Origin of the sequence: Usitatibacter palustris, assembly GCF_013003985.1 — a bacterium.
Taxonomy (GTDB): domain Bacteria; phylum Pseudomonadota; class Gammaproteobacteria; order Burkholderiales; family Usitatibacteraceae; genus Usitatibacter; species Usitatibacter palustris.
The window spans coordinates 1,948,778-1,969,512 of sequence record NZ_CP053073.1 but is presented as its reverse complement, the minus strand read 5'-3'; the positions used below and the strand labels follow the sequence as shown (position 1 = coordinate 1,969,512).

Here is a 20,735-nt window from a genome sequence, read left to right as displayed (position 1 = left end):
CTCATGGGGAGATACAGGACCGCGATTTTTTTCTAGGTGTGACGTATTGTGCCCTGCTTTACAATTCGAGCCCAATGCCACGCCAACTATTCCGCCAAGAGGCGATCGACGCCCAACGCGAGAAATACCTCGGCGAGGCGATCATCGCGAGGCCCGTGCCCTTCTGGGTCTTCACGGCGCTTGCCGTCGGCATCGCGATCCTCCTTGTCTCCGTCGCCCTCTGGGGCCAGTACCAGCGGCGCGAACGCGTCGATGGCTTCCTCGCGCTCGACCAGGGTGCGGCGCGCGTGCTCATCTCCGATGCGGGCCGGGTCAATGAGCTGCTGATCAAGGAAGGTGACGTGATCGTCGCCGGTGCCCCGATGGCCAAGGTGTCGATCGAGCGGCTGACCGCTTCGGGCGCTTCTTCAGGCGAGGCGGTCGCGAAGGAAATGGAGTCGCGACGTGCCAGCCTCGAGAAGGAGCAGTCGCAGTGGAAGGAGCTCGGCGACCAGCAGGTCGAGCAGGTTCGCCGCAAGGTGAAGGACCTCGAGAACGAGCTCGTGCAGGTTGACCGTGAGATGAAGCTGCAGGAGACGCGCGTCGCCTCGACCAAGGAACAAGCGAACCGCTACAAATCGCTCGCCGGCGAGAAGTTCGTCTCCGATGTCGCCGCCAAGCAAAAGCAGGATGAAGTCACCGACCAGGAGATCAAGCTCCAGGCGCTGCGTCGCCAGCGCTCGCAGGTCGAGCGCGACCTCGGTGCCGCGAAGATGGAAGAGCCGTCGATTCGCCTGCGCACCCGCACGCAGGCCGACCAGGTGTCGCGGCAGATGAGTGAATTGAAGGAAGGCCTCGCGAACGTGGAAGCGCGGCGCGAGAACGTGATCCGCGCGCCCGTGAGCGGCGTGGTCACGAACATTGCGGTGACGCTGGGTCAGTCGGTAGCGTCCGATGCCACGCTCGCTACCGTGCTCCCCACCGGCAGCGGCCTGCACGTGGAGCTTCTCGTGCCCACGCGCGCCATCGGCTTCGTGCAGAAGGGCCAGGAAGTCGTGCTGCGGTATGAAGCGTTTCCGTTTGAGCGTTTCGGCCAGTACCGCGGGACCATTGCAGACATCGGCCGCAACGTCTGGTCCGCCGGCGAGAAGATCGGCCCCCTCGCCGCCAAGGAACCCGTCTACCGCGTGGACGTGAAGCTCGATCGCCAGGATGTCGCCGCACTCGGGCAGACGTTCGCGCTTCGCCCCGGCATGCTCGTGAACGCGGATCTCCTCCTCGAGAAGAGAACGCTCATCGAGTGGCTGTTCGAGCCCATCCTGCAACTGAAGAGCCGCCTCTGATGGCCTGGTTCCCGAGCCTCTTCAAGCGCCGCGTGCCGGTGATCCTCCAGAGCGAGGCGCCCGAGTGCGGCATCGCCTGCCTCGCGATGATCGCTTCCGCGCATGGGCACCTCACCGATGTCTCATCGATGCGCGTGCGCCTTTCGCCGTCGTTGAAGGGGATCACGCTCAAGCACATCGCGCAGCTCGGTGAAGCGATGGGGCTGTCGTCTCGCGGCGTGCAGGTGTCGCTGGAATCGATCGGCAAGCTGCAGCTGCCCGCGATCCTCCACTGGGACCTCAATCACTTCGTCGTGCTGGTCGAGGTGTCGGGCCGCAACATGGTCGTGCACGACCCGGCTCGCGGCAAACGCGTGCTGACGTTCGACGAAGCGTCCAAGCATTTCACCGGGGTCGCGATGGAGTTCACGCCGACTGCCGCGTTCCAGCAGAAGGACGAGCGCGAGAAGGTGAGCTCGTGGCAACTCCTGAGCGTGGCGTCGGGCTTCAAGGGGACGATCGCGCAGATCGTGCTGCTTTCCTTCGCGCTCGAAGTGTTCGCGATCGCGATGCCCTTCTTCCTGCAGCTCGTGGTGGACCGCGTGCTGGTGGGGCGGGACCGCGATCTCCTCACGGTGCTGGGCCTCGCGTTCGGCGTGCTGGTCGTGATTTCCGTCGCCGTCACCGCCGTGCGCGCCTGGGTGGGCGTGTATCTCTCCACCCACGTGAACATGAAGCTCCTCACCACGCTCTTCGCGCACATGGTGCGGCTGCCGCTCGCGTGGTTCGAGAAGAGGAATATCGGCGACATCGTCTCCAAGTTCAGGAGCGTGGACGCGATCCAGCGGACGCTGACGACGACTTTCGTGGAGACCGCGGTCGATGGCGTGATGGTGATCCTCACCGTCCTCGTGATGAGCTACTACAGCCTCACGATGACGCTTGTGGTCGTGGGCGGCGCCCTCCTCTACGCCGCGGCCCGCTGGACGTTCTTCTACCCGCAGCGGTATGCGACGGATGAACAACTTGCGCATGAAGCCCGCTCGTCCACGCATTTCATCGAGACGCTGCGCGGGATGATGGCGATCAAGCTGAACCTGCGCGAGTCGGAGCGGCGCTCGTCGTACCAGAACCTCGTGGTCGACCAGACGAACGCCGGCGTGCGCGTGCAGAACGTGGGTATCGCCCAGCGCGCGGCGAATGGACTCATCTTCGGGCTGGAAAGCGTGATCGTGATCTGGATCGGAGCGATCGCGGTGATGGACGGCAAGTTCACCGTGGGCATGCTCTACGCATTCATCGGCTTCAAGGTCGTGTTCCTCACGCGGGTCGTGAACCTTGTGGACAAGTGGAACGACTTCCGGATGCTCGATCTGCATGCCGAGCGCATCGCCGACATCGCGCTTGCAGACGAGGAGCATTCGAAGCCCGCACTGCCTGGCGAGACCGCTGCCGGCCCGCTCGTGATCGAAGCGAAGAACGTGGGCTACGCGTACGGGCCCGAGGGCTTCGTCTTCCGCGGGGTGAGCATCAGCGTGCAGCCGGGCGAATCGATCGCGATAGTCGGTCCTTCGGGGTGCGGGAAGACCACGCTGCTGAAGGTCCTGCTCGGCCTGCTGCCGCCCACCGAGGGCGAGGTGCGCGTGAACGGCCGGCTGCTCAGCGATTGGGACATGGCGCAGTACCGCGGCCGCATCGGCGCGGTGATGCAGGACGACCAGCTCTTCGTGGGCACGATCGAGGACAACGTGAGCTTCTTCGACCCCGACCACGACCCGGCGCGGGTGCGCGAGTGCGCGAAGGTCGCGATGATCGACGAGGACATCTCGAAGATGCCCATGGGCTACAACACGATCGTGGGGAGCCTGGGTGCGGCGCTGTCAGGCGGGCAGAAGCAGCGGGTGCTGCTCGCCCGCGCGCTCTACCGGCAGCCGAAGCTGATCTTCCTGGATGAAGCGTTCGACCAGCTCGACCTGCCGCTGGAAGTGGAGATCTCCAAGCACATCGCCGGCACGGGAGTGACGCTGGTGATCGTGAGCCACCGCCCCGACAGCGCGGCGGGCGCGGACCGCGTGGTGCGGCTAGACCGGACCGGTGGGGTAGTTCCGGGTATCTGAACGCAGCGCCGATCGCATGATCCGGCCGAGAACTCGGTTGGCGGAGACCAGCGGGGAAGTTCGGGCCTCAGCGCCAAGGAAAGCATCAAGGTCCGCCTCGTGCGTCTCGTGCAATTCCACCACGAGCCGCAAGAACTCAGCGCAAAGCCGCGGATCGAATTGGCGACCCGAGAGTCCTTCGATCTCCCTAAGCGCTTGCGTGATCGTCCAGGCTTCCTTGTACGGGCGCACGTGGGTCAGCGCGTCGAAGACGTCCGCAAGCGCGGTAATGCGCGCCTCTTCCGGAATCGCCTCGCCCGCAACCCCACGCGGATACCCTTCGCCGTTCCACCATTCGTGGTGATGCTGCGCTATCTCGGCAGCGAGCCGAAATGACCCTCCCTTCTTGGACGGCGGCACGGTCTCGCGGTCCATGCCCGTGAGAACGTCGGTGAGAATCTGCGCTCCCTCAGTTGTGTGGCGACGCATGACATCGAGTTCGGCGGGCGTCAAGCTGGCCTTTTTCAGGAGAACGACGTCAGGCACGGCGAGCTTGCCGATGTCGTGAAGGCGTGCGGCAAGTTCCAAGGTTGCGATCCGCTTCTCGTCATAGCCGATGCGGCGTGCAAGCATGGCGGCCATACGCCCAACGCGAAAGGAATGTTCACCCGTGGAATCGTCACGAAGCTCCGCGAGGACAGCGAGGGTTTCAAGCCGAGATTGAAAACTCTCCCAGCGGATAGCGCCCTCATTGGAATCGCGCAGGCGATCCAAGATCTCGTCAGGTAGGACGGTAAGTTCGTCAGGAGTAACGCTTCCTCGCTTCAGAAACGAACGCCGGAGAGCGTCGACCTGCTGAATCGCGGTCTTTCTCTGCCATTCGGCGAGGTGGGCCAGATACTTCTGGTGATAGTGCTTGGCATCACGATGCCGCCCCGCAAAACTATTGCACAGGACCTCAACCTCTAGGATGTCGCGCAAGGCAGGTTCGCTGTTGCGAACTTCTGCCTTCAGTTTCTCGAGACGAGTCAGGGCAATGTCGGTCCGTTGATCCGCGGCGTCGCACAGAGTCTCGGCGAGTTGGGCCTGTATTTGAGCTGGCCTACTTTTTGCCTTCTCGGCGTACATCGCGGCTAGCGCCACACGCTCGCGCGCAAAAGGTGCGCGCCCCATACGGACAAGAATCTTCGTGTACGTCAGTTCCAAGATGACCCGCTGATATGCCTCGAATTGAGTTCGAGGTTCAGGAGCCAAAGATGCCGCGATTTCGATGTGCTCTAAGGCGGACTCCAGATCAGAGAGGATCAAAGACACTAACGCGATATTGTGATGCGCGGACCTCTTCACGGCCAAGACCGTTGGCTCGTCCCCAGGCAGCGTAGTCACGTACTTGCTGAGCGTGATTGATTCCTCGAGCAAACCCGCCTCGCAACGCGCGGAAGCGAGATTTCCAATCACAACACACTGTCCGACCCGGTCGGATATGCGCTCGGCAATTTCAAGTGCTTTCACGTAGTAGACAGTCGCTTGCGCGATGTCCTTGCAACGGCTTTGAAGTATGCCGAGGAGCATGTATGCGCGACGCAAATGCGACAGAGCCCCTGCATGTAAGGCGATCCCAGCAGCCTTCTCGGCTACCGATATGCCAGCAGCCCATTTGCCTTCCTTGAAGTACCACTCAGCAAAGAGCAAGAGGCAGTCAACACGAAGTTCAGGTGCATTCTCGCCGCCACTTCGCAAGAGCAGGTCCGAAACGACATCAAACCACTCACGATCAGGCCGCTCATTGAGTGTGAGGCGACCTCTCACAGCTTCCACAAGGTCGGACAGTGCTTGGCGAGAGGCGTCGTGATCCGCACCATCTAGTGCGGAAACCAAACCCACTAGACCCAGTTCCTGCGCGCGCTCAACGGTCAGCACAGGACGTCCATGGTTGCGGGGGACTCGAGGTGGGAGTACGCTTGCACAGTCGGTAGAAGCCCTTGTTTTTAATACGTCTTTTTAGATTAGCACAGCTATTCCAAATGCGGTCTGTTAGTACGCAATAAATCTTTCTGTGCGTGCGGCATTTCTCTTGGTAAACCCAAAAAGGAGGGTGTATTCGATGTCTACGAACCAAAAGGCAAACGTGATTCGCGATCTTTCCGAACAAGCTCAAGTGGTGCATGACGAATCGGCTGTGGTGCCGCTGACGAGCGACCAGTTGGACATGGTCGGCGGCGGCGACGTCACCGTTGTGATCGGCTAGTTACACGGCCTCGGACGAGCTCTTGGCCAGCTCGATTGAGGACTCAATCCAAATAGTGCGCGCAAGCTATTTCCATAGGGGACATTGAAATGATCGCGAATCTGACGAATACGATTACGAATGACGACCGTACGACTGCGGACCTCAACGAACTGGGGAGCGAGGTTCAGCCTCTGACGGTGGATGAACTGGCAATGATTGGCGGCGGTGACGTTACCGTCGTGATCGCCTAATCACCATGGGAGCGCAAGCGATGATTCCCGGTGTGGTGAGAGTGATTGACGAACGCATTTCCGCGATAACGGGCCTCAGCGAGCCGATTGTCGAGTTCCAGCCGCTTACCGTGGATGAACTGGCAATGATTGGCGGTGGAGACGTGACGGTAGTGATCGCCTAGTTGTCGACTCGACACCCTGACGTGGCGGGCAGGTCAACCGATGGCCGCTCGCACGTCAGGCGTGTGGACTCCAAGTAGCTCGCCTTAGAATGCGGTCTTGAACAGGATGTCCCCATTAGGGTGGCGTCCCGCAATAGTTCCTTGCGCGCGATAGCCCTCCACATAGAGGTGCAGTCATGCTGCCTAGCCGCCTCGATCAGCCGGACCCGACTGAAGGCTTCCAAGCGCTTCACAGTGGCGACGAACCGACGTTACGTCGTGTACTCGTCGAACTGGCGGTTGAAGCTACCTCACATATGAGGGACGCCGACCAGGCAAAGAGCGGTGCGTGGTTCGAAGAACTCAGCAAGCAGCTCTTATCAATACGTACGGTTGTCGCTCCCGCGCAACGAGTCGATTTGTTGATACTGACGTTCGAGTGGTATTTCAACAAAGGGGAACTCGCCACAGCAGAGACGTTGATGGAGTCAGCAATCGAGCTTTCTCGCAGCTCAGGCGCGGAAGCCTCGCTGCGTCGATCGCTAAACGTGATGGGTGCTTTGCAGACCAAGCAGCTTTGTACTACCAAAGCGATTGCTTCCTTGGGCGAGGCTGCAGAAATCGCACAGCGTACTGGAGACGCCCTCGGCCTCTGTGCCGTTCTTTCGAATCTATCGTCGACCAAGTTTGATATTGGCCTGCTGGATGAGGTCATAGCCCTGAATAGGTTCGTAGTAGCCTCGTGTACGGGACAGCCGATGCGTCAAGCGATAATGTCTGTTGCGTATCACAACATTGCTGCCTCACTCGAGATTCTCGGCGACCTTGAAGGCGCAGCGACAAGCGTTGAACTAGCCAACAAGACTGCGCAGCCTCCCGAAACCTCGTTCTGGATCTGGCAGGCAACCATCCGCCACGCGACAGCAGCGAGGATCTACGTGCGGCTTGCCAGGTTTGACGATGCCCGTCGCGAAGTCGAGGCGGTGCGCGTGCAGGCGCAACGAGCCGAAAGTGCTTCCGCAAGAACTCACTTGGCACTTGCTGAAACACTGTTGTCCACCGCGGAGGGCAAAGGGGGTGGCTTGGAGTTGCTGGCAGGCATGGAAAGCACCATTCCCCACGACCAGCCTATTTATCGCGATTACCTCCAAACCATGAGCCTTTGTCGCAAGCTAAGTGGACAGGAGGGCCGCCCGTACGACGAAGAGCACCTGCGATGCCTATCCGCTTGGCAGCGATCCGTTGCGATTCAACAAGTGGCAGCGCTCCAGCGATCCGTCCGGGCCGGAACTGAAGTTACCCACAATTTGGTTGCTCCCCTCCCCCTTGAAGCTCGTGCAGGACTGATCTCCCGCGCCAAGAATCGCCGACACCGCAAGGAACTTCTCGGCCAAGTCGAATCGCTTGCCACCCTCGCCGAGCTTCGTGAGGTCTCAAGCGGCGAGCATTCAGCCCGTGTCGGCTGGCTGTCGAGGATGCTCGCCAAGAGCATCGGCTACGATGAAAAGCGTGCCGCTGTCCTCGACATGTCCGCCCGACTTCATGACATCGGCAAGCTCGCAGTGCCCGACGTCGTACTGCTGAAGCGCGGGAAGCTCACACCGACCGAGACCGAAATCATCCGCCGGCACGCCCTCGAAGGCTGCACCATGCTCACGGACATCCTTGCATCCGCGGAAAGCATCATGGGTAGCGGGCGATCGAGCGAAGACCAAACCCTGCGCCTCGCCGCAGAGATCGCCCTCCACCACCACGAATGGTGGGACGGATCGGGCTACCCGCGGCGCCTCGAGGGCGAAGCGATCCCCGAGGCCGCCCGCATCGTCGCCATTGCCGACACCTTCGATGAGCTGATCCAGACCCGCCCGTACCACGAGGCCGCGACGATCGACGTGGCGCTCCTCGAGGTCATGGCACTCTCGGGAAAGCAGTTCGATCCGAAGCTCGTGATCGCCTTCAAGGACGTGATCCAGTCCATCCAGGTAGCCGGGGGGGCCGACCTCGACACGCTCAAAGGCGTCACTCGAAAGAACACCTCGACGCTTGCCAAGGCGAACCAGATCATCGAACGCATCCTGAAGTCACCGGAAGCCCAGTACGCCCGGGCCAAGGCCCTCGAACCGGCCAGCACGACCCAACACTGAGCCCCTCCGTGTTTGACCCTCGGGGGTGAAAAACGCTAAAATTCGGGGCTTCGCCATTCCCCGATAGCTCAGCTGGTAGAGCGACGGACTGTTAATCCGCAGGTCCCTGGTTCGAGTCCAGGTCGGGGAGCCAAGAATCCAAGCCTCTGCGCACGCGCAGGGGCTTTTTTCTTTCCAAATCCCGCGGCTCGGTGTCGAATTGGCTCTTCGCCAGACGACTAGGGGTGTCAACACACCCTCGGAGCCCATCATGCGATTCGCCTGCCTCGGCTACTTCGACGAAGCCCAGTGGAACACCCTCTCCCCGGAGACGCAGGAGAGCATGTTCAAGAAGTGCATGGCCTACGATGCGGTCCTGCGCAAGAACGGCCACTACGTCGGTGGCGAAGCGCTGCACAGCGCCAACGAAACCGTCACCCTCAAGATGAAGAACGGCCAGGCCGTCGCCATCGACGGCCCGTACGCCGAGACCAAGGAATACATCGGCGGCATCCTGATGCTCGAAGCCCGCGACATGAAGCACGCGACCGAGCTCATGCTGAAACACCCCGGGGTCGCCATCGGCCCCTTCGAGATCCGCGCCATCGACTCGGAGTTCATGGCCAAGGCCGAAGCGCTCATGGAGGCAGCGAAGTGAAATCGACCGTCAAGCCCGCGACCATCGACGCCTACATCGCCGCATTCCCGGAGCCCGTCCAGGAGCGCCTCGAGAAGATCCGGAAGACCATCGCCAAGGCCGCCCCCGGTGCGACCGAAGCGATCAGCTACCGCATCCCCACGTTCAAGCTCGCGGGCAAGTACCTCGTCTACTTCGCGGGCTTCAGGGAGCACATCGGCGTCTACCCGGTGCACGAGGACACGATCGATGTGCGAGACGAGCTCACGCCCTACCTCTCGGGCAAGGCAACACTCAAGTTCCCGATGGACAAGCCCGTGCCCTACCCGCTCATCGCCAAGGTCGTGAAGGCCAAGGTGAAGGCCGCGACCTCCGCTCCCGCAAAGAAGTCACGCAGCCGAGCGTAAACTTCGGGGCATGACTGCCCGAATCCTTGCCGCCGCCCTCCTCGGCCTTGCGCCGTGGGTAGCACTCGCTGCGCCCAACGCGGCCGAAGGCAAGAAGCTCGTGGAGGCCTCCAAGTGCGAGACCTGCCACCACAACAAGACGCAGGGGGATGCGAAGGCGGTCTACCTGCGCAAGGACCGAAAGGTCACCTCGATGGCACAGCTCAAGACCCAGGTTGCTCGCTGCAACACGGAGCTCAACCTCAGCCTCTTCCCGGAGGACGAGGAGCACATCGTCGTTTTCTTGAACGACACGTACTACAAGTTTGCGGCGCAGTAGCGGTCACCCTTACTAGGTGACGATTCCGCGTCCCCAACGTGGCGGTCTTGGCAAACTGTACCTTCGACGTACCGATGAACCTTGGAGCTTGCAGGACATGATCCGCCTCGACGTAAAGAAAATGACGGAGATGCGAACGGTGCTTGAGCGCCTTCGCACAATTGCCGAGCACATACCCGAGGCTGACCGACCAATCTTTGCCAATTGGATTGACCAGATGATCGAAACAATCCAGGCGCTGGGAATGCCCCTTACGGTCAAGTCCCTTACCAAGGCGAAAGAGATCGTCCTTCGTGGTGAAAAATGGAAAGGCGAACTAAACGTTCCAATGAATGAGTTTCACGGTCGATTCCGGGACGAGATGGAGGGGCGACTGTTCTTCGCTCTCGCACCCGGATTGCAGTCCTACTGGGACCCTGCCTCGCCCTTGTTCGGGCAGGAAGTTCACGACGCTTTTCCGTCTTCGCGCTTCGAGGTGTCTGAGGCCGGCAAGTGTTATGCCTTGGGGCGATACACGGCCTGCGTCATGCACCTAATGCGCGCGCTGGAGACGCCACTTACGCTGCAGGCTCGAGAATTGGGCTACGTCCCGAATCGAGACTCTTGGGGGCCGATACTGGATGAGATCGAGGATTCGATAACGAACCTGAAATCGGCCGACCCTCGGAAGGAGTTTCATTCTGCGGCGGCGACACAGTTCACGTTCATCAAGAACGCATGGCGAGATGCAGCAATGCACCAGCGCGGCAAGTACGAGGGGGATGACGCCGAACCCATACTGGCGGCTGTAAGGGGACTCATGCGCCATCTTGCTAAGCAACTTCACGAGTGAAACCCGAGCGCATCCGTTCGATGCAGCTACACCGGCTCCGCGCGCAGCTTGATTCCTAGGGCGTTCATGACGCGCAAGACAGTCTCGAAGTCTGGGTTCCTATCTCCAGACAGCGCTTTGTAGAGACTCTCGCGCGATAAACCGGCCTCTCGCGCGACTTGGGACATGCCTCTTGCTCGCGCGATGTCACCAAGCGCCTTCGCGACTAGCGCCGCGTCCCCATCCGCCTCCTGAAGGCTAGCTTCGAGATATGCGGCCATCTCTTTTGGCGTGCGCAGATGATCGGCTACATCGTAACGCGTGCTCGTTGTCCTTGGCATGTCGCCTCCGCTGGATACCTTCCTAGTAGGCATGGAAGCCGCCGCTGTACCGTCTTCCTACCTCGAGTTGATAGGCATGCAACTGCTTGATGGTTTCTGGAAATGACAGAATCATCTTTTCGTCGTAGTGCGATCCAAGGTGCGCAATGTCGAGAAGGCTGTTGAAATCGGCACGATGCTTGGAGATGCCACGATCCAGGTTCTTCAGCCTCTTCGACCAATGCCACGCATAAATGTCTGCGCATTGGAGCGGTCGCATTTCTTCTTTCTTTCCGAAGCCAAAGGAACTAGCCCGATAGGCTGCCTTGAGTAGTGGCTCGGCGAATATTGCGGACATGAGTCGATGGGCTTCTCCCTGACTCTGATGTCCATCCTCGAAGAAATACGAAGCGTCACCCTTGAAGTGCGCTTTCTGCATCCACCGCCTGACCGCCATCAGGACGTGCCAGCAGGCGAATGTATACGGACTCCTGTAGTAGCCGTACGTGGGGATCAGATGTGCGAACCGCTTGTCTACGGAAACAGCCACTCCTTGAATCGCGTGCGACTTGATAAGGTCGATCGCCCTAGTCGCGACGTCAATCCGTTGGGCTTTTGATAGGCGCGCGAAAGGGCCATTGCCCGGGTCCGGAGCGCATTGCGACATCCTGAAATAGGGAAGCTGAAATTCACTCAGCATCCTGGACCACTTGAAAGTCATTTCTGCGCATCGATCGCGATCGAAGATGTAGCCCGCGACGCACAGATGCCGAGACTTCCCGTCAGTCCCAGACTCGTCGAAGTAGGCTTCAATGTGCACAGCCAACTGTAGCCTGGCGGATACAGTAGGTCAATCCTGCCGAGCTTCAAACCCATACCATGGCAACACGATTGCCGCGGCCTTCGACTAAACTGCAGCCTGCAAAGTAAACCCGCTCAACGGGGAGGCATTGTGGGACTTTTCGGCGGCGTGCTCGGTAACGCATCCAAGATCGACAGTTCCAGAATCCAGGCAGAGTTTTCTCCGGTCCTGACCGAAGGTGAAGTCGTCGAGCATGCCTACCAGCTCATCCGCGACTACTTCGTGTTCACCAACAGGCGCCTGGTGGTGGTCGACAAGCATGGCATCACCGGCAGCAAGGTCGAGTACCACTCCATCCCGCACAAGGCAATCTCCCACTTCAGCGTGGAGACGGGCGGGGCTTTCGATCTCGATGCCGAGCTGAAGATCAGGATCTCGAGTAATCCCGTCCCGATCCAGAAGACCTTCAACAAAAGCTCAGCATCAACGAGGTGCAGAGCGTCCTCGCGAGCTATGTCCTGAAGTAGTAGTTGTCGCCGCCTTGCCATCCCGCGCCATGATTCCGCCGCAATTCAAATAGTCCTCGTGCACCTTCCTCCCTCATCGTCCACGCTGAGCCCACTCCCTTAGAGGTCCGAAATCCATGTTCCGCAGCTTGTTCGCCGCCGTCGCAGCCCCCCTCCTCCTTGCCGCCGCGCCCGCCTGGGCCGCCAAGGTCGATGCGTTCTCGCCCCAGGGGGAGTCCAAGGGCGTGCGACAGGTGGCCGTGCGCTTCTCGGACCCGATGGTCGCGTTCGGCGACCCGCGGCTCGACGACCCCTTCACCGTGAAGTGCGAAGGCGATCCGGCGGCGCTCAAGGGCAAGGGCCGCTGGGCGGACGCCACGAACTGGGTCTACGACTTCGATGCCGACCTTCCCGCGGGCCAGCGCTGTCGTTTCAGCCTCAAGGTCGGCGCCAAGACTTCGGACAACGTGGCACTCACCGGCAAGCGTGACTTCGATTTCCACACGGGCGGCCCGGCGGTCGTGGTCTCGATGCCGCGCGAAGGCCACACGGCGGTCGACGAAGAGCAGGCCTTCATTCTCCTGTTCGACGGCCCCGTGGATCCGGCGTCGCTGAACCACCTGTGGTGCGAGGCGAAGGGCATCAACGAGCGCATCCCGACCACGCTCCTCACCGACAAGGAAGCGCGCGACATCCTCGCCGCGAACAAGCAGCTCGCCTATCGCTACTACCGCCTCTGGTTCAAGGGTCCGCGCCCGATTCCGATCCACGACTTCCGCCTCGAGGACAAGCGCTTCCAGACGATGCCCCTCGTCGGCGTGCGTTGCTCACGAAAGCTTCCCAACGCCGCGGAGATGTCGGTGGTCGTCGGCGAAGGCGTAAAGACCCGCACGGGCATTCCCCGCGGCGTCGAGCAGCGCCTCGCGTACCAGGTCCGCCCCGCGTTCACGCTCACCTTCCGCTGCCAGAAGGTGAACAAGGACGCGCAGTGCCTGCCCGCCACCCCGATGACGCTCTCCTTCAATTCCCCCGTGCCGCGCGAGCTCGCCTCCAGGGTGTGGTTGAAGTCCGCCAACCGCGTGCAGCGCGGCGAGATCGACCCGAAGGTGAACGTGGTCGATTCGATCCGCTTCGACGGCCCTTTCGCCGAGAGCGCGAACTTCACGATCGAGCTGCCGAAGGACTTCAAGGACGACGCGGGCCGCGTGCCCAGCAACGCCGCGTCCTTCCCGCTCGCCGTGAAGACCGATGTCTACCCGCCGCTCGTGAAGTTCCCGGGGCGCTTCGGCATTCTCGAGGCGGGCAACGCAACGCTCCCGATCACCGTGCGCGGCATCGAGCCCGACATGAAGGGCGTGCAGGTCGATACAACCGCCTCATCGGGCGAACCAATTCCCGGCAAGACGATGCGCGTGGACAACGACGAGGAGCAGATCCTCAAGCGCTTCTTCGCGTACATGAAGCGCACCGAGATCTCGCCGTGGGAAGGTCGCAAGAATTCGCAGACCGGTGACATCACCGCCATCGAGGCGAGCGACAAGTCCACGCCGGTGAAGCTGCCGCGCCCCGCCGCCGGCCGCACGCTCGAGGTGATCGGCATTCCGCTCCCGAAGCCCGGCTTCTATCTCGTCGAGTTCGAAAGCCCGCGCCTGGGCTCGGCGCTGCACGGCGTTCCCGACAAGCCCTACTTCGTCTCCACCAGCGTTCTCGTCACCAACTACGCCGTGCACCTCAAGCACGGCCGCGAGAACTCGCTCGTGTGGGTCACGTCGCTCGCCGACGGCAAGCCCGTGCGCGATGCGAAGGTCACGGTGCGAGATTGCCGCGGCAAGCTCCACTTCGAAGGCAAGACCGACGGCGACGGCATCGCGGTGGCCGGCGACAAGCTGCCGCAGCTGCGTGGCTACCCGCCCTGCCCGCTCATCGCCTTCGCGCGCGTGGGCGAGGACGTCTCCTTCACGTTCTCCAACTGGCGCGAAGGCATCGAGCCGTGGAACTTCGGCATGAACACGGGCTACTGGAAGCAGCGGCCGCTCTCGATCCACACCGTGTTCGACCGCACGCTCTTCCGCGCCGGCGAGACGGTGAGCATGAAGCACATCGCGCGCGTGACCAGCGGCAACGGCTTCAAGATGCCCGCCGCCGACCAGTACCCGAAGATGGCGAGCCTCTTCCACGCGGGCACGGGCCAGAAGGTGGAGCTCCAGGTCAAGTTCGACGCGCAGGGTGTGGCTGAATCGACCTGGGCGATTCCGAAGGAAGCGAAGCTCGGGCAGTACTACCTGCAGTGGGAATATCGCGGGTCCCTCGAATCGAACGCGAACTTCCGCGTGGAGGCTTTCCGCGTGCCGCTCATGCGTGCCAGCCTCGCTGCGCCCAAGGAAGCGCAGATTCGCGCGACCAAGACGAAGGTGGATGCCGCGGTGAATTACCTCGCGGGCGGTCCGGCTTCGAACCTGCCCGTGAAGGTGCGTCACCGCATCGAACCGCGCGGTGTCGGCTTCGCGGAGTACGGCGACTTCATGTTCAACGGCGAAGAGGTCAAGGAAGGCACACGGTCCGGCGCCGATCCGTGGGCGACCTACGATCCGGAATCCGATGACGAGGGCGCGCAGGAGACCGAAGCCGAAGCCGCCGGCCCCATCAGCACCAAGACCTACACGCTCGACGCCGCGGGTACTGCCGCGCTCACTTTCGAAAAACTCCCGGTGAGCCCAAAGCCCGCGAACCTCGTCGTGGAAATGGAATACGCCGATCCCAATGGCGAGCTCCTCTCTACTTCCACGCGTGTCGCGCTGCATCCCTCATCGCTCTACGTCGGCATTCGTCCCGACGGATGGGCGGCGACGAAGGCCGGCGTGAATGCGCAGGTGGTCGTGGTCGATACGTCGGGCAAGCCCGTTGCGGGCCGCCAGGTCGTGGTCGATGTCTTCGAGCGCCAGACGTATTCGAGCCGCCGCCGCGTGCTCGGGGGCTTCTACGCGTACGACTCGATCACGGAAACGAAGAAGATCGGCACGGGCTGCACGGGCACGACCGACGCGCGCGGCCTCATCTTCTGTTCCGCGAAGCCCGGCAAGGGCGGCGAACTGCTGCTGGTCGCGCGCGTGCAGGACGACCAGAAGCGCACGTCCTTCGGCATGACGAGCCTCTGGGTGATCGGCGAGGACGACTGGTGGTTCGACCCTTCGAGCAACGATCGCATGGAGCTCGTGGCCGAGAAGCGCCGCTACGAGCCCGGCGAGAACGCCAAGCTGCAGGTCCGCATGCCCTTCCGCTCGGCCACAGTGTTGGTCACCGTCGAGCGCGAAGGTGTGCTCTCGCACAAGGTCGTGACGCTCCAGGGCAAAGGCCCGGTCGTCGATGTCCCGATGCTCGGGCACTACGGTCCCAACGTTTATGTCTCGGCGCTTGCTGTGCGCGGCCGCGTCGGAGGGGCCGATGCACCCAAGCCCACGGGCCTCGTCGATCTCGCCAAGCCTGCGTACAAGCTCGGCATGACCAACATCAACGTCGGCCGGCGCGAGTACGAGCTGAAGGTGAAGGTCACGCCCGATCGCGAAGTGTTCAAGGTGCGCGAGAAGGCGCGCGTCGCGATCGAGGTGACGGATTCGAGCGGCAAGCCCGCGGCCAATGGCGAGATCGCGCTCGCCGCCGTGGATGAGGGCCTGCTCGAACTCATGAACAACGCGTCCTGGAACATCCTGGACGCGCTGCTGGGTCAACGGCCGCAGGAAGTATCGACCGCGACGGCCCAGGGCCACGTGATCGGCAAGCGACACTTCGGCAAGAAGGCGGTGGCTGCAGGCGGTGGCGGAGGCCGCGAAGGTGCTCGCGAGCTCTTCGACACGCTCCTCCTCTGGAAGGGCCGCGTGCCGCTCGATGCCAACGGGCGCGCGACCGTCGAGATTCCGCTCAACGACTCGCTCACGAGCTTCCGCATCGTCGCCGTGTCGCATTCGGGTGTCGCGAAGTTCGGCGAGGGCCATACGACCATTCGCACGACGCAGGACCTGATGCTCTTCTCGGGCCTGCCGCCGGTCATGCGCGAGCAGGACGACTTCACCGCGATGTTCACGGTGCGCAACACCACCGCGGCGCCACTCGATACGCGTCTCCAATGGACCGTCTACGACCGTGCCGCCGACGACAAGGCTCGCAAGAGCATCGGCACGGGCGAGAGCCGCGTGACGCTCGCCGCGAACGAGTCTCGCATCGTGAGCGCGCCCTACAAGGTCCCGGTGGATGTGCGCAAGCTCCATTGGGAGGTGACGGCCACGACGTCGGGCGGCGCGCGCGACACGCTGCGTGTGGGCCAGGATGTGACACCCGTGCATCCGGTGCGCGTCTACCAGGCAACGCTCGCTCGCATGGACAAGCCCACGATCTTCTATGTGGAGCGTCCGGCCGATGCGATTCCGGGCCGCGGCAGCATCCGCGTGGAGCTGATGGGCACGCTGGTCGGCGACATGGTCGCCGTGCGCGAGTGGTTCAACTACTACCCGTACTCGTGCATGGAGCAGCGCGCGTCGAAGGCAATCGGCCTGCGTGCCGAAAGTCTCTGGCGTGGTGTTGCCGCCTCGCTTCCGAATTACCAGGACCGCGATGGCCTCGTGCGCTACTTCCCCAACGAGATGCTCGAAGGCAGCGACGCGCTCACCGCGTACCTGGTGCAGATCGCTGACGCCGACAAGCGCGAGTGGGAGCCCTCTTCCCTCAATCGCATGCTGAGCGGGCTCGAGGCGTTCGCCACTGGCAAGATCGTCCGGGGCAGCGCACTTCCGACGGCCGATCTCACGGTTCGCAAGCTCGCAGCGATCGAAGCGTTGTCACGTCACGAGCGCGCGAAGCCCGAGATGCTCGATTCCATCGGCATCGACCCGGCGCGCTGGCCCACCTCGGCGCTGATCGACTGGATCGGCATTCTCAAGCGCGTGCCGGTGAAGGACGCCGCCACCAAGCTCGAGCAGGCGCACTCGATCCTGCGCAGCCGCCTCAACTTCCAGGGCACGGTGATGACCTTCTCCACGGAGCGCTCGGACGCGCTGTGGTGGCTGATGGTCTCCACCGACGTGAACGCGAATCGCGCGCTGCTCGCGGTGCTCGAGGAAGGCGCCTGGAAGGAAGACATCGGCCGGCTCGTGCGCGGTGCTCTCTCGCGCCAGTTGCGCGGCGTGTGGAGCACGACAGTCGCCAACGCTTGGGGCACGGTTGCGATGGAGCGCTATGCCGAAGTGTTCGAGAAGGTTCCCGCGACGGGCACGACCGTGGTCTCGTTCTCGCATTCGGACCACAAGATGGAAGTCGGCGCCGATCGCGTGATGAAAGACTTCGCGTGGCCCGCGCAGCGCGAGCGCCTGGCACTCGAGCACAAGGGCGAAGGCAAGCCCTGGGTGATCGTGCAATCGCGTGCGGCACTCCCGCTCAAGCAACCGCTCGAAACCGGCTACAAGATCCGCCGCACGGTGAAAAGCGTCGAGCAGAAGGACCCGTCGGCCTACTCGCGCGGCGACGTCTATCGCGTGACGCTCGAGATCGAGGCGCAGTCGGACATGACGTGGGTCGTCGTCGACGATCCGATTCCCTCGGGGGCCACGATCCTGGGTTCGGGTCTCGGCGGTGATTCAGCCACCCTCACCCGCGGCGAGCGCCGCGAAGGCTGGGCATGGCCCGCGTACATCGAGCGCACCTTCTCGGCCTACCGCGCGTACTACGCGTACGTACCCAAGGGGAAGTTCACGGTGGAGTACACCGCGCGCCTCAACAACGCCGGGCGCTTCGATCTACCGGCCACGCGCGTCGAGGCGATGTACGCGCCGGAGATGCTGGGTGAGACGCCGAACCCGTCGATCGAGGTGAAGCCTTGAAACACGGCGTGATTCTCGGCGTCATGGCCGCGATGTTCGCGTTGCCGCTCGCGGCGACCGCGCTGCCCAAACCGAAGTGTTCCGTCGAGGTGAAGGGCGGTGCCGATCCGGAGAATGCACTGGTCTCGTTCCTCGGGCCGATCTCGCCCGAGCGCGTCGAGACATTCATTCGTGCGATCGATCCGAAGGGCGCGACCAAGCTCGTGATCAACTCCAGTGGCGGCGACGGCGCAGCGGGGCTCAAATTCGGCCGATGGGTCTGGGAGCACAAGCTCGATGTCGAGGTACAGGGCCTCTGCGTTTCCGCCTGCGCCAACTACGTCTTTCCGGCGGGTCAGAAGAAGATCATCTGCCCCGGGTCGCTCGTCCTCTGGCACGGAAGCATGGAGCAGAAGGACGTGCGAGCGCTGGTGAACCAGTACGAAGGCATGCTGCTTCGCATCTATACGGGACCGTCGCCCGTGACCGAGGTCGAGCGCCAATTCCTGGAGGACAAACGCCTGCATTTCAACTCCGCACGCGAGCTCCGCGAGCTGCAGGGGCGGCTCTACGACGACCTCCAGGTCAACGAGTACATCACGCGCCTCGGGCAGGAGCCGGTCGATTTCGGCATCGACATGTGGACCGTGACGCCTCGCGTCATGCAGCGGTTCGGAATCCTGAACGTGGACGCGCCGGAGGGCTACGGGACGCTCGCGTACATGCGCAAGTCGCCCGTCGGCCCGTTTCTGCTCGGGGGCCGTTACCTCACCTTCGATCTCGATAACCAGGAAAGGGTGACCCGTGTTGTTCCGTAGCGTCACCCTCAAGCGATTCGCCTGCGCCACCTTCCTGGGCGTCGCGCTCGCGTCTATCGCGACGGTCCTGTCGTTGGCCATCGCGCCCTATCCGGTCGTGGACCTCGACGCGGTGCGCCTGTCGTGGCGCTCGGCCGATGCGTGGCTGCTCGATCGCCACGGCCAGCCGCTTTCGAAGGTTCGTGTCGATCACAAGAGCCGGCGCGGCGAGTGGGTCGGGATCCGCGACGTGTCGCCATCGCTCATCGAAGCGGTGATCTCCACCGAGGACAAGCGCTTCCGCCAGCACGAAGGCGTGGACTGGCTCGGGATGATGGGCGCGGCCAAGCAGTCGACGCTGGGCGAGCGGCGCGGCGGCAGCACGATCACGATGCAGCTCGCGGCACACCTCAACCCCGAGCTGGAGATGGGCGGCCAGCGCGGCTTCATCGACAAGTGGCGCCAGATGCGCCAGGCGCTCGCGATCGAGCGCATGTGGACGAAGGAACAGGTTCTCGAGGCGTGGCTCAACCTCACGCCTTTCCGCGGCGAGATCGAAGGCGTCGATGCTGCGTCGCGTGCACTCGCGGGAAAGCGCCCTGCGGGACTTGATCGCGGCGAGGCGGCGATTCTCACGGCACTTGTTCGTGCCCCCAACGCGCCGGCAGTCCGCGTTGCGCGCCGCGCGTGCGCGATCTTCGAGAACGATGAGCTCGCGTGTCGCAAGGCCGAGCGCATCGCCTCCGAAGTGCTTGCAGGTCGGCATTTCCGGGTCGGCGTCGAAGGCGACGCGCCGCACGCCGCTCGCCGACTGCTGAAGGAGTCGGGCCAACTCCAGATCTCCTCCCTCGATGCACGCACCCAACGTTTCGCCCGCGATTCGCTCGCACGGCATCTCCGTGAGCTCGAAGGCCGCAACGTGCAGGACGGCGCTGTGGTCGTGCTGGATAACAAGACGGGCGAAGTCCTTGCGTACGTCGGATCGAGCGGCGAGCTTTCGCGCTCCGCCGACGTCGATGGCGCCGCCGCGCGCCGCCAGGCGGGCTCGACCCTCAAGCCCTTCCTCTACGAGCTCGCGATCGAGGAGCGCATGCTGACCGCGGCCTCGATCCTCGATGACTCCCCGCTCGCGATCACCACCGCGGCCGGCCTCTACGTTCCGCAGAACTACGATCGCAGCTTCAAGGGGCCGGTGAGCTTGCGCGTGGCGCTGGCCGGCTCATTGAACGTGCCCGCCGTCCGCACGCTGGGTCTGATCGGCTACCAGCCGTTCCACGCGCGCCTGCGCGCGCTCGGCCTCGACACGCTCGACCGCGACGCCGAGCACTACGGCTACGGCCTGGCCCTCGGCGGCGGCGAAGTGACGCTGCTCCAACTCACCAACGCCTATCGCGCGCTTGCGAATCACGGTGAGTATTCGCCAGTGCGCTTTGCCCGCTCGATGGACGCACTGCCGCACCGCGTCGTCATGGATCCGACCTCTGCATTCATCATCTCCGACGTCCTCGCCGATTCAGGCGCGCGCGCGATCACCTTCGGCCTCGCCAGCCCGCTCTCCACCCGCTACCGCGCGAGCGTGAAGACCGGCACCAGCAAGGACATGCGCGACAACTGGGCCGTGGGCTACACCGAGCACTTCACGGTGGGCGTGTGGGTCGGCAACTTCGCGGGCGATGCGATGCACGACGTCTCCGGCGTCACGGGCGCCGCGCCGGTATGGCGTGACGTGATGGACTTCATGCATGCGAACGGCGTCCCGGGCACGACGAAACCGCCGGAAGGCGTGATCCACGCTTCGGTGCGATTCGCCAACGGCCTCGAGCCGGATCGCGAGGAGTGGTTCGTCGCAGGAACGCAGGCAGCATCGATCACGGCCGTCGCGACACCGGCGGGCAAGCCCCGCCTCGAAGCACCCGCGAACGGCGCGATCTTCGCACTGGATCCGGATATTCCCGGGTCGCGGCAGCGCATCGTGCTGCGCGCTCGTGGCGCTGAACAAGATTCACGCTTCGTGCTGCCCGATGGCCGCAAAGTTGCGGCAGCTCAGCCATTCCTCTGGAATCCGGCGCCGGGCAGGCATCGCGTCGCCTTGGTTGATGGTCGCGGCGCCGAGCTGGATCACGCGAGCTTCGAAGTCCGGAAGTAG

Annotated in this window: 17 protein-coding genes and 1 tRNA gene; 15 read left to right on the top strand and 3 right to left on the bottom strand. The window is 63.0% G+C overall.

Annotated elements, in window-relative coordinates; all coding sequences use genetic code 11:
- Positions 1–74 precede the first annotated feature (74 nt).
- Both DSM104440_RS09740 and DSM104440_RS09735 read left to right on the top strand, forming a co-directional pair.
- Entirely contained in the window at positions 75–1,322 is a 1,248-nt protein-coding gene (locus DSM104440_RS09740) for a beta-barrel domain-containing protein (protein WP_171162096.1), read from the top strand.
- Positions 1,322–3,418 carry a peptidase domain-containing ABC transporter gene (locus DSM104440_RS09735; protein ID WP_171162094.1) on the top strand — a complete coding sequence of 699 codons (2,097 nt, stop codon included), beginning with the start codon at positions 1,322–1,324 and terminating at the stop codon, positions 3,416–3,418. The genes DSM104440_RS09740 and DSM104440_RS09735 overlap by 1 nt, the downstream gene beginning before the upstream one ends.
- On the opposite strand, the gene DSM104440_RS09730 is transcribed toward DSM104440_RS09735, so the two are convergent.
- Positions 3,383–5,317, bottom strand: a complete 1,935-nt coding sequence (locus DSM104440_RS09730; protein ID WP_171162092.1) for an HD domain-containing phosphohydrolase — start codon at positions 5,315–5,317, stop codon at positions 3,383–3,385. The genes DSM104440_RS09735 and DSM104440_RS09730 overlap by 36 nt on opposite strands.
- A 184-nt stretch (positions 5,318–5,501) precedes the next feature.
- On the opposite strand from DSM104440_RS09730, the gene DSM104440_RS09725 reads away from it, so the two are divergent.
- From DSM104440_RS09725 to DSM104440_RS09685, 9 genes are all read left to right on the top strand, one after another.
- On the top strand, positions 5,502–5,645 hold the full coding sequence (locus DSM104440_RS09725; protein WP_171162089.1) for a hypothetical protein: 144 nt from the start codon (positions 5,502–5,504) through the stop codon (positions 5,643–5,645).
- A gap of 89 nt (positions 5,646–5,734) precedes the next feature.
- Positions 5,735–5,878 carry a hypothetical protein gene (locus tag DSM104440_RS09720; RefSeq protein ID WP_171162087.1) on the top strand — a complete coding sequence of 48 codons (144 nt, stop codon included), beginning with the start codon at positions 5,735–5,737 and terminating at the stop codon, positions 5,876–5,878.
- Between the two features lie 5 nt (positions 5,879–5,883).
- A complete protein-coding gene (locus DSM104440_RS09715; protein ID WP_171162085.1) occupies positions 5,884–6,042 on the top strand; it encodes a hypothetical protein in 159 nt (52 codons plus the stop codon).
- A gap of 176 nt (positions 6,043–6,218) precedes the next feature.
- Complete coding sequence (locus DSM104440_RS09710) at positions 6,219–8,165, top strand: HD-GYP domain-containing protein (RefSeq protein ID WP_171162083.1); 1,947 nt, start codon at positions 6,219–6,221, stop codon at positions 8,163–8,165.
- 57 nt (positions 8,166–8,222) lie between these two features.
- Positions 8,223–8,298 (top strand) — tRNA-Asn (locus DSM104440_RS09705).
- A gap of 117 nt (positions 8,299–8,415) precedes the next feature.
- Entirely contained in the window at positions 8,416–8,802 is a 387-nt protein-coding gene (locus tag DSM104440_RS09700) for a YciI family protein (protein WP_171162081.1), read from the top strand.
- A complete protein-coding gene (locus tag DSM104440_RS09695; RefSeq protein ID WP_171162078.1) occupies positions 8,799–9,188 on the top strand; it encodes an iron chaperone in 390 nt (129 codons plus the stop codon). The genes DSM104440_RS09700 and DSM104440_RS09695 overlap by 4 nt, the downstream gene beginning before the upstream one ends.
- Positions 9,189–9,198: 10 nt before the next feature.
- Positions 9,199–9,507 carry a hypothetical protein gene (locus DSM104440_RS09690; RefSeq protein WP_171162076.1) on the top strand — a complete coding sequence of 103 codons (309 nt, stop codon included), beginning with the start codon at positions 9,199–9,201 and terminating at the stop codon, positions 9,505–9,507.
- A gap of 97 nt (positions 9,508–9,604) precedes the next feature.
- Positions 9,605–10,339 carry a hypothetical protein gene (locus DSM104440_RS09685; protein WP_171162074.1) on the top strand — a complete coding sequence of 245 codons (735 nt, stop codon included), beginning with the start codon at positions 9,605–9,607 and terminating at the stop codon, positions 10,337–10,339.
- 26 nt (positions 10,340–10,365) lie between these two features.
- Here DSM104440_RS09685 and DSM104440_RS09680 read toward each other — a convergent pair whose 3' ends face one another.
- Together DSM104440_RS09680 and DSM104440_RS09675 are read right to left on the bottom strand one after the other, a co-directional pair.
- Entirely contained in the window at positions 10,366–10,599 is a 234-nt protein-coding gene (locus DSM104440_RS09680; protein WP_246212130.1) for an addiction module antidote protein, read from the bottom strand.
- An 82-nt stretch (positions 10,600–10,681) separates the two neighbouring features.
- On the bottom strand, positions 10,682–11,458 hold the full coding sequence (locus DSM104440_RS09675) for a DUF3800 domain-containing protein (RefSeq protein WP_212758294.1): 777 nt from the start codon (positions 11,456–11,458) through the stop codon (positions 10,682–10,684).
- Positions 11,459–11,590: 132 nt separating this feature from the next.
- Between DSM104440_RS09675 and DSM104440_RS09670 the strand changes: the two genes are divergently transcribed.
- The 4 genes from DSM104440_RS09670 to pbpC all read left to right on the top strand — a co-directional run bounded on the left by DSM104440_RS09670 (position 11,591) and on the right by pbpC (position 20,735).
- Positions 11,591–11,962 (top strand): PH domain-containing protein, encoded by a 372-nt coding sequence (locus DSM104440_RS09670; protein WP_212758293.1) that lies wholly within the window; start codon positions 11,591–11,593, stop codon positions 11,960–11,962.
- 121 nt (positions 11,963–12,083) lie between these two features.
- Positions 12,084–17,813 (top strand): alpha-2-macroglobulin family protein, encoded by a 5,730-nt coding sequence (locus DSM104440_RS09665; RefSeq protein ID WP_171162068.1) that lies wholly within the window; start codon positions 12,084–12,086, stop codon positions 17,811–17,813.
- Complete coding sequence (locus tag DSM104440_RS09660) at positions 17,810–18,610, top strand: Clp protease/crotonase-like domain-containing protein (RefSeq protein ID WP_171162066.1); 801 nt, start codon at positions 17,810–17,812, stop codon at positions 18,608–18,610. The genes DSM104440_RS09665 and DSM104440_RS09660 overlap by 4 nt, the downstream gene beginning before the upstream one ends.
- Positions 18,597–20,735 carry a penicillin-binding protein 1C gene (gene pbpC / locus DSM104440_RS09655; protein ID WP_171162064.1) on the top strand — a complete coding sequence of 713 codons (2,139 nt, stop codon included), beginning with the start codon at positions 18,597–18,599 and terminating at the stop codon, positions 20,733–20,735. The genes DSM104440_RS09660 and pbpC overlap by 14 nt, the downstream gene beginning before the upstream one ends.

What these genes read in the sequence shown, in the direction of transcription:
- DSM104440_RS09665 (WP_171162068.1), top strand. Translation starts at nt 12,084, where the DNA reads ATGTTCCGCAGCTTGTTCGCCGCCGTCGCAGCCCCCCTCCTCCTTGCC.
- DSM104440_RS09685 (WP_171162074.1), top strand. Translation starts at nt 9,605, where the DNA reads ATGATCCGCCTCGACGTAAAGAAAATGACGGAGATGCGAACGGTGCTT.
- DSM104440_RS09720 (WP_171162087.1), top strand. Translation starts at nt 5,735, where the DNA reads ATGATCGCGAATCTGACGAATACGATTACGAATGACGACCGTACGACT.
- DSM104440_RS09680 (WP_246212130.1), bottom strand. Translation starts at nt 10,599, where the DNA reads ATGGCCGCATATCTCGAAGCTAGCCTTCAGGAGGCGGATGGGGACGCG.
- DSM104440_RS09725 (WP_171162089.1), top strand. Translation starts at nt 5,502, where the DNA reads ATGTCTACGAACCAAAAGGCAAACGTGATTCGCGATCTTTCCGAACAA.
- DSM104440_RS09710 (WP_171162083.1), top strand. Translation starts at nt 6,219, where the DNA reads ATGCTGCCTAGCCGCCTCGATCAGCCGGACCCGACTGAAGGCTTCCAA.
- DSM104440_RS09735 (WP_171162094.1), top strand. Translation starts at nt 1,322, where the DNA reads ATGGCCTGGTTCCCGAGCCTCTTCAAGCGCCGCGTGCCGGTGATCCTC.
- DSM104440_RS09715 (WP_171162085.1), top strand. Translation starts at nt 5,884, where the DNA reads ATGGGAGCGCAAGCGATGATTCCCGGTGTGGTGAGAGTGATTGACGAA.
- DSM104440_RS09740 (WP_171162096.1), top strand. Translation starts at nt 75, where the DNA reads ATGCCACGCCAACTATTCCGCCAAGAGGCGATCGACGCCCAACGCGAG.
- DSM104440_RS09700 (WP_171162081.1), top strand. Translation starts at nt 8,416, where the DNA reads ATGCGATTCGCCTGCCTCGGCTACTTCGACGAAGCCCAGTGGAACACC.
- DSM104440_RS09690 (WP_171162076.1), top strand. Translation starts at nt 9,199, where the DNA reads ATGACTGCCCGAATCCTTGCCGCCGCCCTCCTCGGCCTTGCGCCGTGG.